This is a genomic window from Halosimplex litoreum, assembly GCF_016065055.1.
Taxonomy (GTDB): domain Archaea; phylum Halobacteriota; class Halobacteria; order Halobacteriales; family Haloarculaceae; genus Halosimplex; species Halosimplex litoreum.
The window spans coordinates 3,629,639-3,645,929 of record NZ_CP065856.1 but is presented as its reverse complement, the minus strand read 5'-3'; the positions used below and the strand labels follow the sequence as shown (position 1 = coordinate 3,645,929).

At 69.6% G+C, this 16,291-nt stretch carries 11 protein-coding genes and 1 pseudogene; 6 read left to right on the top strand and 6 right to left on the bottom strand.

Annotated features, from left to right (window positions below; translation table 11 throughout):
* Nucleotides 1-49: 49 nt before the first annotated feature.
* From I7X12_RS18090 to I7X12_RS18075, 4 genes are read right to left on the bottom strand one after another with little or no spacing between them, the layout of a single operon-like run.
* Entirely contained in the window at nucleotides 50-943 is an 894-nt protein-coding gene (locus I7X12_RS18090) for an ABC transporter permease (RefSeq protein WP_198061415.1), read from the bottom strand.
* Entirely contained in the window at nucleotides 936-1,799 is an 864-nt protein-coding gene (locus I7X12_RS18085) for an ABC transporter ATP-binding protein (protein WP_198061414.1), read from the bottom strand. Before I7X12_RS18085 ends, I7X12_RS18090 begins: the two co-directional genes overlap by 8 nt.
* Nucleotides 1,792-3,684, bottom strand: a complete 1,893-nt coding sequence (locus I7X12_RS18080; RefSeq protein ID WP_198061413.1) for a NosD domain-containing protein — start codon at nucleotides 3,682-3,684, stop codon at nucleotides 1,792-1,794. The genes I7X12_RS18085 and I7X12_RS18080 overlap by 8 nt, the downstream gene beginning before the upstream one ends.
* Before the next feature lie 2 nt (nucleotides 3,685-3,686).
* On the bottom strand, nucleotides 3,687-4,346 hold the full coding sequence (locus I7X12_RS18075) for a nitrous oxide reductase accessory protein NosL (protein WP_198061412.1): 660 nt from the start codon (nucleotides 4,344-4,346) through the stop codon (nucleotides 3,687-3,689).
* Between the two features lie 185 nt (nucleotides 4,347-4,531).
* Here I7X12_RS18075 and I7X12_RS18070 point away from each other — a divergent pair, with 185 nt between their 5' ends.
* Together I7X12_RS18070 and I7X12_RS18065 are read left to right on the top strand one after the other, a co-directional pair.
* A complete protein-coding gene (locus I7X12_RS18070; protein ID WP_232342905.1) occupies nucleotides 4,532-7,438 on the top strand; it encodes a DEAD/DEAH box helicase in 2,907 nt (968 codons plus the stop codon).
* A gap of 142 nt (nucleotides 7,439-7,580) precedes the next feature.
* Entirely contained in the window at nucleotides 7,581-9,512 is a 1,932-nt protein-coding gene (locus I7X12_RS18065; RefSeq protein WP_198061411.1) for an ABC transporter ATP-binding protein, read from the top strand.
* A gap of 30 nt (nucleotides 9,513-9,542) precedes the next feature.
* Here the strand turns inward: I7X12_RS18065 and I7X12_RS18060 are convergent, their stop codons facing one another.
* Nucleotides 9,543-11,507, bottom strand: a complete 1,965-nt coding sequence (locus I7X12_RS18060) for a 3-hydroxyacyl-CoA dehydrogenase/enoyl-CoA hydratase family protein (protein WP_198061410.1) — start codon at nucleotides 11,505-11,507, stop codon at nucleotides 9,543-9,545.
* A 553-nt stretch (nucleotides 11,508-12,060) separates the two neighbouring features.
* Between I7X12_RS18060 and cysE the strand changes: the two are divergent.
* The 3 genes and pseudogenes from cysE to I7X12_RS18045 all read left to right on the top strand — a co-directional run.
* Nucleotides 12,061-12,561: pseudogene (cysE, locus tag I7X12_RS18055) on the top strand (serine O-acetyltransferase); the annotation flags it as partial.
* Between the two features lie 239 nt (nucleotides 12,562-12,800).
* A complete protein-coding gene (locus I7X12_RS18050; protein ID WP_198061408.1) occupies nucleotides 12,801-13,379 on the top strand; it encodes a DNA-3-methyladenine glycosylase family protein in 579 nt (192 codons plus the stop codon).
* A gap of 3 nt (nucleotides 13,380-13,382) precedes the next feature.
* Complete coding sequence (locus I7X12_RS18045; protein WP_198061407.1) at nucleotides 13,383-13,730, top strand: hypothetical protein; 348 nt, start codon at nucleotides 13,383-13,385, stop codon at nucleotides 13,728-13,730.
* Nucleotides 13,731-13,740: 10 nt separating this feature from the next.
* Here I7X12_RS18045 and I7X12_RS18040 read toward each other — a convergent pair whose 3' ends face one another.
* The gene (locus I7X12_RS18040; protein ID WP_198061406.1) at nucleotides 13,741-15,084 is read right to left on the bottom strand and encodes a putative ATP-dependent zinc protease; all 1,344 of its coding nucleotides are present in this window, start codon (nucleotides 15,082-15,084) and stop codon (nucleotides 13,741-13,743) included.
* Nucleotides 15,085-15,229: 145 nt separating this feature from the next.
* Between I7X12_RS18040 and I7X12_RS18035 the strand changes: the two genes are divergently transcribed.
* Nucleotides 15,230-16,276, top strand: a complete 1,047-nt coding sequence (locus tag I7X12_RS18035) for a succinylglutamate desuccinylase/aspartoacylase family protein (protein WP_198061405.1) — start codon at nucleotides 15,230-15,232, stop codon at nucleotides 16,274-16,276.
* The last annotated feature ends 15 nt before the right edge of the window (nucleotides 16,277-16,291 follow it).

Genomic DNA, 16,291 nt, shown 5'->3' with positions numbered 1-16,291 from the left:
CCAAACACGGGACCGCCCACGGCAGTCCCCACGCCCGGCGGACGACCGGTCACCGCCTACCGGGCGACCACGCACCCAGCGTGGCGACGGCGAGTCCGACGGCGAACCACCCGAGGAGACCGACGAGACTCGTCGCGACGTCCGCGGCGGGCGGCCCGGTCGAGACGATCCCGCCGGTCGCGGTCGACAGGACCAGGCCGCGGAACGCACCGGTCGGGCTCAGCCCCAGCGCGACCGCGAGCGTGTCCGGGCCGACGACCCCCTGAGCCAGCCCCAGAACCACCAGCGCGTCGACACCGACGACGGCCGCCAGCGCGACGACGACGGCGGCCGCGACGGCGGCGCGGCGCGAGCGGGCGAGCGACGAGACGGCCATCGCGAGTGCGAGCGAGACGAGCGCGTAGGCGGCCGTCAGCGCGACGAACCGCGCGAAGAACGTCGGCGAGTCGACCGTGGCGTGAGAGACGAACACGGCCGTCGACGGCTCCCGGACGAACGGGACCGAGACGCCCAGCGCCACCAGCGGCGCGAGGACTGCGACGAGCAGCCCGACCGCGCGACCGAGGAACGTCCCGAGGACGTACGTCGAGCGGTCGACCGGGAAGGTCCGGATCGCGTCGAGTTCCCCGCTCGCCGCGTCCGCGAGGACGCTCCAGGTCCCGAACCCGAAGGCGACCAGCGGTACGAGCACCTCCACCGGCGTCGACAGGTCGAGGACGAGCGGGAGGTACCCGCCGACGCCGCCCGCCAGCGGGAGCGCGACGACGGCGAGCCCGTAGACGAGCGCCAGCGCGAGGTACGCTCGCGTCCGGACGACGGTGTCGAACGCCCGCTGGGCGACCGCCCGAAGCGACCGGAGCCGGTCGCCGACGCCACGGTCGGTGGTGCCGCGCTCGCCGGCGGCGGCCCCAGCCGTCGCGTCGGCCGTCGAGTCCTCACTCATCCGCGCCCTCCCAGGTGCCGGCGCGGACCGTCAGGTCGCCGGCGCCGCCGTGGACGAACTGGTTGACGGCGTGTGTGAGCGTCTCCGAGCCGGTCTCGCGGCGCAACGCGTCGGGCGCGGCCGCCGTCTGGATCACCCCGTCGTCGAGGACGAGGACGGTGTCCCCGACGCGGTCGACGGTGCCCAGCTCGTGGGTCGCGAGCAGGACCGTCCGGCCCTCGTCGGCCAGGTCGCGAACGACCGACCCCACGTGCTCGGTCATGGTCGGGTCGAGTCCGCTGGAGGGTTCGTCGAGGACGAGCACCGGCGGGTCGCCGATCGTCGCCACCGCGATCCCGAACAGACGCGTCATGCCGCCCGACAGCGCTCCGACGCGGCGGTCGGCGACCGCTTCGAGGCCGACCCGTTCCAGCACCCCGTCCGGGTCGACGTCGACGCCAGCGAGGTCGCCGTAGAACCCCAGCGTCTCGGCGAGCGTGAACTGCGGACGGAAGGCGGGGGTCTGAGCCAGGTACCCGACCGCGCGGTCGCCGCCGTCGGGGAGCAGGACGGACCCGGCGTCCGGCGCGAGCAGGCCCGCGACGACCCGCAAGAGGGTCGTCTTCCCGGAACCGTTCGGGCCGACCAGACAGGCGACCGTCCCGCGGTCGGCCGTGAACGACACGTCCGCGAGGACGCTCACGTCGCCGAACGACCGTGCGACACCGTCGACCGCGAGGGCATCGCCGGGCCCGTCGGCGTCGCGAGCGCCCCCTCCGTCGACCGGATCGCCGTCGTCCGTCGCCTCGGCGGCGCGCTCGGTCGTCTCGTCACCGTCCGGTGCCGTCTCCGTCGTCGAGCCGTCGTGTTCACTCATACGTTCCGTTTCGCACCTCCCGGAGCCGCTGGGGGCGGACCGGTTCGACCCGGGGCGCCGTGTCCACCGCGCCGCCCTCGCGTAGACCCGGAACGGTCCCGGCGACCGCTCGCAGGAGGCCGAGCGCGGGCGCCCGCGAGAGCGTCGGGCCTCCCGGCGCTCGACTGGCCGCCACGTCGACGCGTCCGGTCGGGCGGAACGGTCGGTCGACGGCGCCGTCGCCGTCGCGGTCGAGCCCGGGGACCGGTCCCCAGTAGTTGCCGCGGTCGGCGACCGTCCAGACGTGGACGGGACCGCTCGACGCGACCGCCGGCCGTTCGTTGTCGACCACGTCGTTGGCGATCAGGTCGTTCGTCGGCAGTAGCGTCACCGACCGGATCCCAACGTCGTTGTCCGCGATGGTGTTGCCGGTCACGAGCGAGCGGGTCGACCCGAGATCGAGGCCGATCCGGTTGTCCGCCAGCACGTTGTCGGCGAACAGCGACGCGTCGCCGACTGCGACGACTCCCGCACGGTTGTCGACGGCGCGGTTGCCCACGACGGCGTTGTTCGACGGCCGCGTCATGAGGACGACCGCGCCCTCCGTCTCGCGGACCGTGTTGTTCGCCACGAGCAAGTCCGACGTGAACATCTCGTGGACGCCGTAGCGACCGCCGACCATGTGGTTGTCTCGGATCACGCTCCCGTGAGCACGGTGGACGTAGACGCCGTCGCGGCCGCCGCGGGTCTCCACGTCCTCGACGACGACCCGCGAGGAGATGGGCAACACCCCCATCGAGCCGGCGGCGATGGTGTCGGCCCCCCGAACCGTGACGTTCCGGACGACCGACCGGTCGCTGTGTCGGAGACTGACGCCCGTCGAGGCGGTGTCGACCCGCACGTCGGCGACGAGCGACTCCTCGGCGTCGACCAGGGCGATGCCCGCGTCGCTCCGAGCGTAGACCAGCGTGGTTCCGACGGGGTCGTCGGGGTCCTCGGGCGGCGACCGCGAGCCGACGGTACCGACCCCGGCGACCGAAAGGGACGTGATCGCGACCCGATCGCCGTGGACCCGCAGGACGGTGCCGTTCCCGCCGCCGTCGAGCACCGTCTCCGGTCCCGACCCGCGGATCGTCACCGGCTTCGCGACGGTCAGGTTCGCGTCGTAGGTGCCGGGCGGTAGTTCGACCGTCGTGTTCGGCGGGGCGGCCGCGACGGCGCCGGCCAGGTCCGGCGCGTCCCGGCCGACGACGACCGAGACCGGGCGCTCGCGGAGCGCTCGCCGGTCGTCGACGGTCCGGTCGGCCCAGGCCGAGCGGTTCTCGACCGCCTCGCGCAGCGACGCCTCGGTCGCTCGCCCGCCGGATTCGACGGCCGCCGGCAGCGCCGTCCACGACACGACCCGGCCGCCGTACTCGTCCGCGAACGCGCGGGCGTCCGCCCGATCCGAGAACGGGAGTGCGGTCGGGCCGGTCGGCGTCCGCGCGCCGCTGTCGACGACGTAGACCGCCGTGTCTGCCCGGACCCACCCGACGGCCGGGTCGGTGCTCGGGTCGATGGCGCCGCCGTCGACCAGCGACGGGTCGGAACCGGAGAAGTCGGTCACGAAGACGGCGAGCGGGTCGCCGAACTGGCGGGCGGCCGTCCCGCTCTCCAGCTGGGAGACGAGCGACTCGACGCCGTAGTAGCCGACGACGTACTCGTACTGGCCGTAGAACACCTGCGCCCGCGGGAGGGCGTGACCCCTGGCCTCGGCCGTCCGCACGTCGACGCCGGTCATCCCCATCCGCAGCGTCTCCTCGAAGTCGACCGGCCGGATCTCGCCCCCGCCGGTACCGACCAGAAACCCGGCGGCGCTCACCGCCACGAGCGCGACGACGGCGGCCCCGACGAACCGTACGTCCATCGTCAGGCCCGGCCGAGCTGTGCGATCGTCTCGGGGGTCACCTCGTCGAACGCGGCGAGGGACCCGCCGTACTCGTCGCGGAACGACTCGGCGTCGCCTCGCTCCGTGAAGGCGATCAGGTCCCTGCCCATCGCGCCTTTGACCGCCGAGCCGACGACGAACGTGACCGAGTCGGCGTCGGCGAACGCGTCGGCCTCTGGATGAGTGGAGATGACCGAGTCCCCGCCCTCCTCGGAAACCGAGTAGTCGACTGCGGAGTAGTCGGTGACGTAGAACGCGGCAGTGTTCCAGCCCCTGTCCCGACGCTCGAAGTCGTACTGGAACGCCTCCCAGGTGCTGTCGAACCGCGCCGGGTTGTCGTGGCCCGAGGGTCGCTCGTCCGCGTAAAATATCTCGGCGCTCGGACCGGGGTGGTTCGGGATCACCATCCCGCACACGTCGCATCGGTCCTCGGTCGTCAGCCCGACAGCCTCGGGCGCGTCCGACGTGTCCGACCCGCCACACCCCGCGAGCGCCGCTAGCGTCGCCGCGCCACCGAGGAGAACCGTCCGTCGGCGGATCGAAGCGGTCGCGGCTGTCTCGGCCCGGTCAGGCCTCGTGTTCCCGCGGGCGCGCGATCCGGCGACTCGCTCCCGTCCCGTCCTGTGAGTGTGTTCACACATGTGTCCTCAGAGGGCGTTCCTCGTATCGTCGTTCGTGCCGACCGCTGTTAACACCTCTCCGGTCCTCCCCCCCGCTGGGAATCGGCGCAAAACTAATATTTCTCTATAACCCCAATATCACAGAATACTATCGATCGGTGTAGAGATCGGGGCGCTTAATCGGTTCAAACCCGTAGGCACGCCAGATGACAGACGCCGGTGCCACCGGTGACGCCGAATCTCTGGACGAGCAGGGGTCGGACGGAGCCGACGGGGGCGCCGCCCACTCGGGCGATCCGGCGGCGTTCACCGCACTCGGACCGGAGGTCCGGGCCGCCCTGTCCGAGCGCGGGTTCACGACGCCGACCGAGCCACAGCGCGAGGCGATCCCGCCCCTGGTCGACGGCGAGAACGTCCTCGTCGTCGCGCCGACCGGGACCGGCAAGACCGAGACGGCGATGCTCCCCGTGTTGAACGCCCTCGAGGGCGAAGAGCGGTTCGGCATCGGCGCGCTCTACATCACGCCGCTCCGCGCGCTCAACCGCGACATGCGCGAACGACTCGAGTGGTGGGGCGACCGCCTGGACCTGGACGTGCAGGTGCGCCACGGCGACACGACGGACTACCAGCGTCAGAAGCAAGCGAACGACCCGCCGGACGTACTCGTGACGACGCCCGAGACGCTCCAGGCGATGCTCACCGGGTCGAAGCTCCGGACCGCGCTGGCCGACGTCGACCACGTCGTCGTCGACGAGGTCCACGAACTCGCCGTCTCCAAGCGCGGCGCGCAGATGACCGTCGGGCTCGAACGGCTGGTCGAACTCGCCGACGACTTCCAGCGGATCGGCCTGTCGGCGACCGTGGGTGACCCCGCCGAGGTGGGCCGGTTTCTCACCGGCGGCCGGGGCTCGACGGTCGTCGAGATCGACGTGGGCAGTCGCCTCGACGTGCGCGTCCGCTCGCCCGAGATCCGCGAGGAGGACGAGCGGCTGGCCGGCGAGCTGATGACCGAACCGGAGTTCGCGAGTCACGTCCGCTACATCACCGAACTCGTCTCAGAGTACGAGTCGACGCTGATCTTCGTCAACACGCGCCAGCTGGCCGAGGCGCTTGGCTCGCGGTTCAAAGAACTCGACGCGAACGTCGGCGTCCACCACGGCTCGCTGGCCAAGGCGTCCCGTATCGAGGTGGAAGACGACTTCAAGTCGGGCGAACTCGACGGGCTGCTCTGCACGTCGTCGATGGAACTCGGGATCGACGTGGGCCACGTCGACCACGTGATCCAGTACAACAGCCCGCGACAGGTGACGCGCCTGCTCCAGCGGGTCGGTCGCGCCGGCCACCGCCGCGACCAGGTCTCGCGGGGCACCGTCGTGACGACCCACCCCGACGATACCCTGGAGGCGCTCGCGATCGCCCGCAAGGCCCGCTCGGGCGAGGTCGAGTCCGCCGACATCCACGACGGGAGCCTCGACACCGTCGCCAACCAGATCGCCGGCCTCGTCATGGACTTCGGCGAGATACGGGCCATGCGGGCCTACGAGATCCTCACCCGGGCCTACCCGTTCCGCGACCTCGACGAACGGGCGTTCGAGTCGGTCGTCCGCGAGCTGGCGGGCAACGAGGTCGTCTGGCTCGAAGAGGACGTCGACGAGATCCAGAAGCGCCGTGGCACCTGGCAGTACTTCTATCACAACCTCTCGATGATCCCCGACGAGGCGACCTACAGCGTCGAGGACGTGGCCAGCGGCCGCGACGTGGGCACGCTGGACGAGCGGTTCGTCGTCAACTTCGCGACGCCCGGGGAGATATTCATCCAGCGCGGCGAGATGTGGCGCATCACCGAGATCGACGAAGAGGAAGAGGTCGTCACCGTCTCGCCCGTCGAGGACCCGGGGGGTGAGGTGCCCTCCTGGACCGGCCAGGAGATCCCCGTCCCCTACGCCGTCGCCCAGGAGGTCGGCGAGCTGCGCGGTATCGCTGGCCGGCAACTGGCGTCGGGCGCGCCCGTCGACTCGGTCGCGCGGGAGTTCACCGCTCGCTACGACGGCGACGCCGACACCGTCGCCGTCGGCCTCGAACAGCTGGCCGACCACGACCCCGAGCATCCGATCCCCACCGACGACACGATACTGGTCGAGTTCCGCGGGCGCGAACTCGTCGTCGTCGCCGCGTTCGGCCACAAGATCAACGAGACGCTGGGGCGGCTGCTGTCGGCACTGCTCGGGCAGGCCACCGGCTCGTCGGTGGGGATGGAGATCGACCCCTACCGGATCGAACTGGAAGTGCCCCGCAACGCCTCGGCGACCGACGCGCTGGACGTGCTCGAAGACACCGACCCCGACCACGTCGCCGAACTCGTCGAACTCTCGCTGAACAACGCCGACTCGCTGAAGTTCAAGGTCGCCCAGGTCGCGACGAAGTTCGGCGCACTCAAGCGCTGGCGCGGTCGCGGGAGTTCGAATCGGTTCGGCCGCGACCGCCTCATGGACGCCTTGGAGGACACGCCCGTCTACGACGAAGCCGTCCGCGAGATCCTCCACGAGGAACTCGACGTGGACGGGGCGGCCGCCGTGCTCGAACGGATCCAATCGGGCGACCTCTCCGTCGAGTTGCTCGGCGACCGCACCCCGATCGGCCTCGGCGGCCGCAGCGCCGGCCAGGAGTTACTCTCCCCCGACCACGCCGACGCGAGCGTCATCCAGACGGTCAAAGAGCGCATCCGGAGCGACCGGATGATCCTCTTCTGTCTGCACTGCCGGGACTGGGAGCGCAAGAAACCGGTCAAGCGGATCCGGGACCGGCCGGAGTGTCCCGACTGCGGGTCGACCCGGATCGCCGCGCTCAATCCCTGGGCCGACGAGGTCGTCTCGGCGGTGAAAGCGACGGAGAAGGACGACGAGCAGGAGAAACAGACCGAGCGAGCGTACAAGTCGGCGAGCCTGGTCCAGGCCCACGGCAAGCAGGCCGTGATCGCCCTAGCTGCCCGCGGCGTCGGCCCGCGCAACGCCGCCCGCATCATCAACAAACTCCGCGAGGACGAAGACGAGTTCTATCGGGATATCCTGCGCCGAGAGCGCGAGTACGCCCGCACCCGGAGCTTCTGGGACTGACGACGAAGCGCGTCGCTGATGGCCTTCTCGCTGGTGGTCGACGCGCGACCGGTCGCCGCTCGCCCGTCGAACAAGCGGCGAATCTGTTGCGGACCGGCCCCTTTTTGAGCGGGGATGGCTAACAGGCGCGACAGTCAAACCCGTGAGTACAGACCAGGCGATAGATTCGGAGTACATCGAGAAACACCGAGAGGAACTGGATCACCCACTGTTGCAGCTGTTCCAGCGGTTCGGCCACGGCCACCGGCGCTGGTTCGTCGTCGGCGTGCTGGCGAGCATCGGGTCGCGCTTCTTCTCGCTGGTGCCGCCGGTGTTGTTGGGCGTCGCCATCGACGCGCTGTTCAACGAAGAGGCGGGGTTCACGCTTCCCTACGTCCCCCAGTCGTTGCTCCCGACGACGGAGATGGGGCAGTTCTGGTTCGTCGTGGGCGGTATGGCCGTCGCGATGATCGGGCAAGCCGTGCTCATCTTCGTCCGCTCGTCCACCCTGAACCTCTTCTCCCACAGGGTGAAACACGAGGCCCGCACGGCCACCTACCAACAGATGCAGCGCCTGGACATGGACTTCTTCAACGAGGTCCAGACCGGCGAGCTCATCTCCATCCTCTCGAACGACGTCAACCGGCTGGAGCAGTTCCTCGACTCGATGATGGGCGAGCTGATCCAGCTGATCGTCCTCATGCTCGGGACCGCCGCCTTCCTCGTCGCGCTGAACCCCCAGCTGGCGGCCGTCACCATGGTCGTCGCGCCGCTGTCGGCGGTGTTCACCTACTGGTACATGCGCCTGGCCGAGGAGCGCTACGCCGACATCCGCGAGTCGGTCGGCGACCTGAACAGCCGCCTGGAGAACAACCTCGGTGGCATCCAGGTGATCAAGTCGTCGAACACCGAGGAGTACGAGGACCAGCGCGTCGAGGACCACTCCTACCGCTACTTCAAGCTCGACTGGCTGGCGCTTCGGCTATCCTTCGTCTACCGCCCCGGCCTGCGCGTGCTCACCTCCCTCTCCTTTATCGCGACCTTCATCGTCGGCGGGATCTGGCTCATCCAGGGGCCGCCCGGCCCGTTCTCGGGCGACCTCACCGCCGGCGTGCTCGTCACCTTCCTCCTGCTAACACAGCGGCTCGTCAACCCGCTCGCCCAGATGGGCAACATCGTCGAGCGCTACGAGGACGCCAAGGCCTCGACCAAGCGCATCCTCGGGCTGATGAGCCTCCCGGTCCGCATCCAGGACAGGCCGGACGCCGTCGACCTTGGCGACGTGGCGGGCCGCGTCGAGTACGACGACGTGACCTTCAGCTACGACGGCGACGAGACGGTGCTCGACGACGTCGACATCGACGTGGAACCGGGCGAGACCGTCGGGCTCGTCGGGCCGACCGGCGCGGGGAAGACGACCATCGTCAAGCTGTTGCTGCGGCTGTACGACGTGGACGAGGGCGAGGTCCGCGTCGACGGGACGGACGTGCGCGACGCGACGCTCGCCAGCCTGCGGGGGTCGATGGGCTACGTCGGCCAGGACAACTTCCTGTTCGACGGGACCATCGCCGAGAACGTCAAGTACGGCCAGTTCGACGCCACCCGCGAGGCGGTCGTCGAAGCCTGCAAGCGCGCCGAGGCCCACGAGTTCATCGAGAATCTCCCCGAGGGCTACGACACCGACATCGGCGAGCGCGGCGTGAAACTGTCGGGCGGCCAGCGCCAGCGCGTCGCCGTCGCGCGGACCATCCTCCAGCACCCCGCGATCATGATCTTCGACGAGGCGACCTCCGCCGTCGACACCGAGACGGAGATGCTCATCCAGCGCTCGATCGACGAACTCGCCGCCGACCGCACGACCTTCATCATCGCTCACCGGCTCTCGACGGTCCGCGACGCCGACACCATCCTCGTCATCGACGACGGCGAGATCGTCGAACGCGGCACCCACGAGGACCTGCTGGGCGGCGACGGGCTCTACGCCAACCTCTGGCGCGTCCAGGCCGGCGAGATCGAGGACCTCCCCGAGGAGTTCGTCGAGCAGGCCAGCGAACGGGTCGCCCAGCAGGCGCTAGACGCCGCCGAGGACGACTGAGAGAACGGAAAGAACGGCCCGGACGCGGCCTTACTCCCCTTCGAACTCCGGCTCGCGGTCCTGCTGGAACGCCGCGAGGCCCTCCCAGACGTCGTCGGTGGTGAACAGGTGGCCGAAGGCCGACGCCTCGTACTCGAGACCGGCGTCGGTGTCGTCGCGGCTCGCGAGCATGGCGCGCTTGGTGAACTTCTGGGCGATCGGCGGCCCCGCGGCCAGGTCGCGGGCGAGCTCCCACTTGCGGTCGTCGTACTCGTCCGGACTCACGACCTCGTTGACGAAGCCGTAGTCGTACATCGTCTCGGCGTCGTAGTCGTTCTTGGCGGTGAAGATGATCTCCTTCGCTCGCCCCTCACCGACGACCTGCGGGAGGCGCTGGGTGCCGCCCCAGCCGGGCAGGAGCCCGAGGTTGTGCTCGGGCTGGCCGAACTGGCCGCTCTCGCTAGCGATGCGCATGTCCGCTGCGGTCGCGAGTTCCATCCCGCCCCCGAGACAGTAGCCGTCGATGGCCGCGACGACCGGCATGCCGACCTCCTCCAGCCGGCCGAACACGCGCTGGCCCTTCCGGGACATCTCGCTGGCTTCGAGGCCGCTGCCGGGCGCGGCGCTCGCGGCGTCGAACCCGGCGGAGAACGCCCGGTCGCCGGCGCCTTCCAGCAGGACGGCGCGGATCTCGTCGTCGTCCTCGAACTGGTCGAGCGCCGCGTCGACCTCGTCGATCATGTCGACGGTGATCGTGTTCATCCGCGCCGGGCGGTCGAGCTGGACGTACCCGACCGCGCCGTCGGTCTCGACGACTATCTGCTCGTACTCGACGGTCTCGCCCTCCTCGTCGTCACCGTAGAAGCCGCCCTCCTCGGCCGCCGCGCGCAGGCCGTCGGACACCTCGTAGCGGGCCGCGCCGGTCTCCTCGTGGACCGGCTCGAGGGTCGCGACGAGTTCGCCGAGCCCGTAGGCGTCGGCGCGCTTGCCCGGGCCTTCCGGGAAGCCGGCACCGAGCATCATCGCCTCGTCGATGTCCGAGACCGGTGCGACGTCGTTCTCGACGAGCTTGCCGACCTCGTTGGCCATGACGGCCAGCAGGCGCGCCTCGACGTCGTCGCGGCCCTCGTCGGCGGGGATCTCGACGCCGCCGTCCTCGTAGTCGTAGAAGCCCTGCCCGGTCTTCTTGCCGAGTTCTTCCGCGTCGACCTTCTCTTCGAGGAGCGGGCAGGGCTCGTAGGCGTCGCCCAGTACTTCGTCGAGGTATTCGAGGACGTGCAGGGTTACGTCGTGGCCGACCTGGTCGCCGAGTTCGAACGCGCCCATGGGCAGGCCCATGTCGAAGGAGGTCGTGGAGTCGACCTCGGCGACGGTCGCCACGTCGTCGTGGACGAGCCAGCAGGCCTCGTTCATCAGCGGGACGAGCACGCGGTTGACGATGAACCCCGGCGAGTCCTTACGGACGCGGACGGGCGTCTTGTCGAAGGCCTCGGCCAACTGTTCGATCGCGTCGAGGGTCTCGTCGGCGGTGTGTTCGCCGCGGATGACCTCCACGAGCGCCATCCGGACGGGCGGATTGAAGAAGTGCATCCCACAGAACTGCTCCGGTCGCTCGGTCACCTCCGAGAGTTCGGTGATCGAGAGGCTGGACGTGTTCGTCGCGAAGATGGCCTCCTCGGGCGCGTACTCCGACAGCTCGCCGTACACGTCCTTCTTGATGTCCATCCGTTCGGGGACCGCTTCGATGACCACGTCCGCCTCGGCGACGGCGGGTTCGAAGTCGACGAGCGGTTCGACTCGGTCAAGCGCGGCGTCGGCCTCCTCGTCGCTGATCTGGCCGCTCTCGGCGAGCTTGCCGAGCGACCACTCGATGTTCTCGTAGCCGTCGTCGACGAACTCCTCTTTGATGTCACGCATCGTCACGTCGTAGCCCGCCAGGGCCGCGACCTCGGCGATCCCGTGACCCATGTTCCCCGCACCGAGTACCGCGACCTGTTCGATATCCTCGAAGTCCATGACGTGTGCAACCTGGCTCGGCTCCCGTTTCAAGGTTTCTCTCGGCCGTAAACGCTCTCCGAGTTGAGAGTTGATTTCGATCGTCTCCGTGCGCTACCGGACCACCGGTGAGGCACGGACTTCCCCTCCCAGACGAGCGAAGCGATCCGTGGGGAAGTCCATCGCGTCGCCGACGACCAGACCCGGGCGGTCGCCACCGGGGAGACGTTTTCCCGCGATCCCCGCGCCTCTCCGGACGAGCGTGTCCAGAGCGCTCGGTCAGACGCGAGGCGATCGAAGCGACTGCTATAGTAGAATTTGAAAGCGTTTGCACGGTCGATCGCACGCTATCATGGGATCGTCCGAGCGATGTCTTTCAGATTCTACTGTAGAGCGGGTCGGTCGATTTAAGCCGCTGGCAAATCGACTCGGAACCATGCACTTCGGGCGCTCGCGTTCGTCCGGCCGCACGGACTCCGACCAGCCGAACGACGTTCGGCGCTGCTGTCGTTGAGCGACCGCTCTTTTTTGTCTGCATCGACCCGCACTCGACCGACCACGACACCGACCCACAATGTTCGACAGACTCCGCGAGGACGTTCGCACAGCCCGCGAGACCGACCCCGCCGCGAAGAGCAGCGCCGAAGTACTCCTCTACGCCGGCCTCCACGCCGTCTGGGCCTATCGGCTGGCCCACTGGCTGTGGACCCGCGAGTTCCACTTCGCCGCCAGACTCATCTCACAACTCACCCGCTTCCTGACCGGCGTCGAGATCCATCCGGGCGCCGACCTCGGCCGACGGGTCTTCGTCGACCACGGGATGGGCGTCGTCGTCGGCGAGACGGCGGAGGTCGGTGACGACGTGGTGATGTACCACGGTGTGACACTGGGGGGCGACGACCCCCGTCCCGTCAAACGGCACCCGACCGTCGGCGACCGCGTGACACTGGGCGCCAACGCGACGCTCGTGGGCGACATCACGGTCGGCGACGACGCCTCGGTCGGCGCCGGTGCGGTCGTCGTCGACGACGTACCGCCGGGGGCGACCGTGGTCGGCAATCCAGCCAAGGTCGTCGACGGCGGCGACGGAACCGACGGCGGTAACGGGGTCGAATCCGCGGACGAGGCCAGCGAGCCCACCGCGGTCGACCCGGAGACGACCGCCGACCCGGACGACGAGTCGACCGACGACCCGGACGGCGAGACGGCGGGCCCGCCGGAGCCGCCGGCCTGTTGCGGCGCCGCGGGCGCGAGCTGAGTGGCGCTCGAGTCGGGCCGAAACCCCCATGCCGTCCCGAGCCCGACGTTCTAGCGATGACAGCGGACCCTATCGAGGAACTCGCCGACGACCAGGTGCTCGGGCCGGTCGTCGACGAGCACGGCCCCGTCTCGATCGAGCCGGCCGACGATCTGTACGAGCGGCTGGTCGTCTCGCTGATCCGCCAGCAGGTGTCGATGGACGCCGCCGCGGCCATCCGCGAGCGGCTGTTCGACGCGGTCGAGGTGACCCCCGAATCCGTCGTCGAGGCCGACCACGCCGAACTCCACGACGCCGGACTCTCCGAGGCGAAGGCCGACTACGCCAAGAGCGCGGCGAACGCGTTCCTGACCCACGAGTGGGATCGAGACACCTTCGCCGACACGAGCGACGACGCGGTCAGGGCCGAGCTGACCGACGTCCACGGGGTCGGCCCGTGGACCGCCGACATGTTCCTGCTGTTCGGGCTCGGTCGTGAGGACGTGTTTCCGGTCGGCGACCTGGGCATCTGTGAGGGGATGGACCGGCTGTTCGACGCCGATATGACTCGCGCCGAGATGACCGACGCCGCCGAGCGGTGGGCTCCCTACCGGAGCTACGCCAGCCTGTACCTCTGGCGCGCGGTGGAGGGGTGAACCGTGGGTGACGACACCGACGGCCGCGGTGAGGGCGACACCGAGGTCGCGGGCGACTCGCTCGCCGAACGCGTCGAACGGCTCCACGCCAAACTCGAAGCGACCGAGGAACGACCCGTCGACCGGACGGCGAGCCGGTGGGTCGGCGAGGCGCAGGCGGTCGCCGGCGACGCCGCGGCCTTGGCGAGCGACGCGGACGACGAGGGCGCGAGGGCGACCGTCCGCGAACGGGTCGGCCACGTGGCGGATCTCCTCTCGAACGTCGACGGGACCGGCGACGAGGACGCCGACGAGCGCGTGGCGACGGCGCGGTCGCTGGCGGAGCGGATCGCGGACGGGAACGAAGACTGAAGACGCGCGTCTACTCCTCTGATTCGATCTCGGAGTCGGACTCGTTGTCGGCCTGCCGGGAGACGTCGACCTGGTAGTCGCCGAGGATGTCGCGGCCGAGGATGACGGGGTAGTTCATGTGGCTGCGGTCCTCGACGCTGGCGGTGACGGTGTGGCGGGTGCCGCCGACGCCGACGACCACGTCGACGAGCGGACGACTCTTCGAGGACTTGTTCGAGCCCGAGCGGACCTTCGTGATCGACTTGATCGGGCCGGCACCGATGTCGGCGGCGAGACGGGTATCGATGCTGGTTCGGGTCGCGCCGGTGTCGGACTTGGCGACCACCGACTCCGAGCCTTTCGTCCCGCTGATCAGGACTTCCTCGGTGTAGCCGATGACGAGCGAGTCGGCGGCCCCGGAGTTGACAGAGGGCGGTTTGCAGGCGGGCACCGAGTCGTCGAGGAGGCCCGACAGCTCCTCGACCCGGTCGCGGTCGACGCTGCCGCCGGCGCGCTCGATGGCTCGCTGGGCGATGTAGGGGGCCGGGCTCGTCCCGGTCGCGTCGAACAGGCCCTTGAAGCCCGCGGTGGGGTTGACTTCGAGGACGTACCAGCCGTCTTCACCCTCCATGAGGTCGACGCCGGCGTAGTCCAGACCGACGGCCTCGACCGCCGTCCGTGCCGTCTCGATGACTGCGTCGTCGACTTCGCCGGCGGCGTCCTCGACGCGGCCGCCCAGGGCGACGTTGGTCCGCCACTCGTCGTCGGGCGCGTAGCGGAACATCGAGCCGACGACCTCGCCGCCGACGACGTAGACGCGGAGGTCGCGCGTCGGCACGTCACCCCGGTCGAGCAGCTTCTGGAGGAACGCGTAGCGGTTGCCGACGCGGGCGTTGACCCGCTCGGTGGCGTCGACCTTCCACGTGCCGCCGCCGTTGGTTCCGATGGCGGTCTTGTACACCGCTTCCTCGCCGAACTGCTCGCGTTCGAAGTTCAGCCGGTCGGAAGACAGGGCGAGCAGGGCGTCGGGTACCTGCACGTCGGCCTCCGAGAGCGCGACCGCCGAGGCCACCTTGTGCATCGACGTGAGCGTCTTCGCCGGTTCGTTGAGCATCGGGACGAACTGTTCGAAGGTGTTGGCCAGCCCCATCTCCTCGCAGGGTTCGGTCGACTTCGACAGGAGGAGTCGGTTGGCGATCACGTCTACGTCGGGTTCGAGTTTCGGCTCCGACCCCTCGACGCGTATCGTCGTGTTCTCCCGGCGTAGCCACTCGGGGTGGTGGCCCAGCGCGTCGACGGCGTTGAGGATCGCTTTCGTCTCCTTGCTGTTGTGCAGGCTCAACACCCCCACCGAAACCGAGTCAGAAGTCGTCATATCCCGTAATCGCCCGGGCGGCCGAAAGTACTAACGGTCGCGAGCCGGCCGCACGAGGCCATTTGACGCCGAATCGGAACGTTCACCCAACCGGAATCGCTCCGCGGGTCGCCACACGTTTCAACCCCCGGGCGCTGGAGACGGTATGGACGAGGCCGAGCCGTTCACCTACGACGGCGGTCGGGTCGACCCGGGTGAACGGACAAACGTGCGCTACACCGTCAGCGAGACCTACCTCGGCGACCCCGTCAGGATCCCCGTGACGGTCGTCGTCGGGGAAGAGCCCGGACCCACCGCCTTCCTCAGCGCCGCCGCCCACGGCGACGAGCTCAACGGCGTCGAGGTCGTCCGCGAGGTCGCCCACGAGTGGGACCTGGACGACCTCCGGGGGACGCTCATCTGTCTCCCCGTACTGAACGTGCCCGGCTTCATCGCACAGGAGCGCTACCTCCCCGTCTACGACCGCGACCTGAATCGCTCGTTCCCCGGCAAAGCGGGGTCGACCAGCGCCAAGCGGATGGCCCGACGCATCTTCGACAACTTCGTCGCGCCCTGTGACGTGGGGCTGGACCTGCACACCTCCACCCGCGGCCGGACGAACATGCTCCACGTCCGTGCCGACATGGCCGACTCGTCGGTCGCCCGCGTCGCGAAGGCGTTCGCCTCGAACGTCATCATCGACGGACAGGGCCCCGAAGGGACGCTCCGCCGGGAAGCCAGCGAGGCCGGCACCGCCACGGTCACCGTCGAGATGGGCGAAGCCCACCGCTTCCAGCGGGAGTTCATCGACCGAGCCCTGGTCGGCGTCGAGAGCGTCCTCGCCGAGTTCGGCATCCTGCCGACCGAACGGGTCCGCTGGCCCGGCTGGCGGACGATCGTCGAAGGATCCAGCGAGAAGACGTGGCTGCGTGCCGACGCGGGCGGTCTCGTCGATATGCACGCCGCCCGCGGCGGCGTCGTCCGCGAGGGCGAGACGATCTGCACGATCGCCAACCCGTTCAAGACCGAACGCACCCACGTCGAGGCGCCCTTCACTGGACTGCTCGTCGGTATCCTCGAGAACCCCGTCGTCTACCCCGGCAATCCGCTCTGTCACCTCGTCAAACTCGACGGCGACACGCTCGACGCGATCGAACGCAGCGACGGGACGGGTTCGCCACGGGACCCGACGTCGCCCACCGTCGCCGAGTGAGCGTCGCGCGCGCGA

Excerpts from the sequence above, each read along its gene's own strand:
- I7X12_RS18090 (WP_198061415.1), bottom strand. The coding sequence starts at position 943 with ATGAGTGAGGACTCGACGGCCGACGCGACGGCTGGGGCCGCCGCCGGC.
- I7X12_RS18085 (WP_198061414.1), bottom strand. The coding sequence starts at position 1,799 with ATGAGTGAACACGACGGCTCGACGACGGAGACGGCACCGGACGGTGAC.
- I7X12_RS18080 (WP_198061413.1), bottom strand. The coding sequence starts at position 3,684 with ATGGACGTACGGTTCGTCGGGGCCGCCGTCGTCGCGCTCGTGGCGGTG.
- I7X12_RS18075 (WP_198061412.1), bottom strand. The coding sequence starts at position 4,346 with ATGTGTGAACACACTCACAGGACGGGACGGGAGCGAGTCGCCGGATCG.
- I7X12_RS18070 (WP_232342905.1), top strand. The coding sequence starts at position 4,532 with ATGACAGACGCCGGTGCCACCGGTGACGCCGAATCTCTGGACGAGCAG.
- I7X12_RS18060 (WP_198061410.1), bottom strand. The coding sequence starts at position 11,507 with ATGGACTTCGAGGATATCGAACAGGTCGCGGTACTCGGTGCGGGGAAC.
- I7X12_RS18050 (WP_198061408.1), top strand. The coding sequence starts at position 12,801 with ATGACAGCGGACCCTATCGAGGAACTCGCCGACGACCAGGTGCTCGGG.
- I7X12_RS18040 (WP_198061406.1), bottom strand. The coding sequence starts at position 15,084 with ATGACGACTTCTGACTCGGTTTCGGTGGGGGTGTTGAGCCTGCACAAC.
- I7X12_RS18035 (WP_198061405.1), top strand. The coding sequence starts at position 15,230 with ATGGACGAGGCCGAGCCGTTCACCTACGACGGCGGTCGGGTCGACCCG.